Consider the following 1,677-nt stretch of genomic DNA (forward strand, 5'->3'; position numbering starts at 1 on the left):
CTCAGTTCTACAAGAAAATATATTAAGTTTGATCAATGAGAGACCGGTAAAACATTGTATAGTATTTTACACAGGATTATGGACTTGACTTAAAAATATTTTTTTACTTCTTCAGTTCATATATCAAAATTATTTATATCTCTGCACAATTCAATGCTAATTCGTTTACGCAGTCATCGTAGACAACAAAAAAGGTTTGTAGACACTGAGAATTCAGCATTTACAAACCTAATATTTTCCCATATTCATGGAGACGAGGGGAGTCGAACCCCTGTCCAGACACATTGCCACTCAAGCATCTACGTTCATAGTCTTACTACTTGAAGATTCGCTCACCAGCAGCCGTAAGACAGGCGTCGTGGTTCGCTAGTCTGATGATCTCTTCCACTTCTTACAGACGGAAAGAAGCGGCGTATCCCACTTAATTATAGGACCCGGCTCCGAGCACATGGGCGATGCCGGACGGATCACACTAAGCTGTTTTTAGGCAGCTAAAGCGTAAGAGTTTTCGTTATTGTTTGCAGTTAGTTTAACTGTAACGTTGATACGCAGCCGTAACCTGCGGAACGCAACTCGAGCTCAACCTATGCCTGTCGAATCCGTAACGTCCCCGTTACGAAGTGAAGCTGCTTGGTTGAATCACAAGCCTGCAAACTTTCTCTCTTCTCTACATTTCATATAATAACACATTCAACGAAAAAAATAAAGGGCAGACGCCCATAAACACAACGTTTGTGACTGTTTGATGAACACTTGTTTCCCTAAACGAGCTGTATTTCTCTTTGTCATTTGTTAGAATGAAAGAGAACATCATTTCTTTGAAAAGGCGGATCCTTCCATGACCAAAGATTCAATCGCTTTATTGCAAAACTATATTGATGAAGCTTCCTTGATTGCGTTTTTCGGCGGGGCCGGCGTGTCCACGGAAAGCGGCATCCCGGATTACCGCTCTCCCGAAGGAACGTATTCCGAGATGGAAAAACGGGACTTGGATCCGGAAGTGTTGATGAGCAAACGGTACTTGTTACAGCATCCGGAAGACTTCTTCGAACGCCGCAGAAGAGAAAAAGCCGCCAAACCCGTCTACCCCAACGCCGCCCACCGGTACCTGGCCGATTTGGAACAAGCCGGAAAAGACGTGCGAATCATCACCCAAAACGTCGACGGCCTGCATCAAACCGCCGGCAGCCGCTATGTCCTTGAATTGCACGGGACTGACCGGTATTGGTACTGCATGGAGTGCGAACGGCATTTTTCTTACGAAGAATTGGCCTATGATGAAAGAGGCATTCCGCGCTGCCATATCGACCAAGGAATCATTCGTCCGGCAGTGGTCTATTTTGGCGAACATCCGGACAGACGACTGTTGGAAAAAAGCCGGGAGACCATTCGAAAAGCCGACCTGTTGATCATTGCCGGCACTTCTTTGACGGTGAACCCGGCTAAAAATCTGATCCGCCGGTTCAACGGCGACCGAGTGGTGGTGGTCAACACCGAACCCATCGACACCGGAAAACTGCCGGTTGATTTGTTTATCCAACACCCTATCGGAGAAATTTTCAGCCAATTGGAAGTAAACCAACCAAAATCGAGTAGGAGATAAATGATTCATTCATTTATCGTCCTCTCACACCACCGTACGTACGGTTCCGTATACGGCGGTTCAATATCTTAAGT

Annotated in this window: 1 protein-coding gene and 1 other RNA gene; one reads left to right on the plus strand and one right to left on the minus strand. The window is 45.7% G+C overall.

Features of this window, described 5'->3' with window-relative positions; genetic code table 11:
* Window positions 1-245: 245 nt before the first annotated feature.
* Window positions 246-612: a transfer-messenger RNA gene (gene ssrA, locus G470_RS14315) on the minus strand.
* Between the two features lie 226 nt (window positions 613-838).
* On the opposite strand from ssrA, the gene G470_RS0111585 reads away from it, so the two are divergent.
* Complete coding sequence (locus tag G470_RS0111585) at window positions 839-1,603, plus strand: NAD-dependent protein deacylase (protein WP_035445675.1); 765 nt, start codon at window positions 839-841, stop codon at window positions 1,601-1,603.
* Window positions 1,604-1,677: the final 74 nt, after the last annotated feature.

It is taken from the genome of Atopococcus tabaci DSM 17538 (assembly GCF_000429585.1).
GTDB lineage: Bacteria > Bacillota > Bacilli > Lactobacillales > Carnobacteriaceae_A > Atopococcus > Atopococcus tabaci.

Bases quoted from the DNA above. Each gene is read 5' to 3' on its own strand.
- G470_RS0111585 (WP_035445675.1), top strand. From the start codon at position 839: ATGACCAAAGATTCAATCGCTTTATTGCAAAACTATATTGATGAAGCT.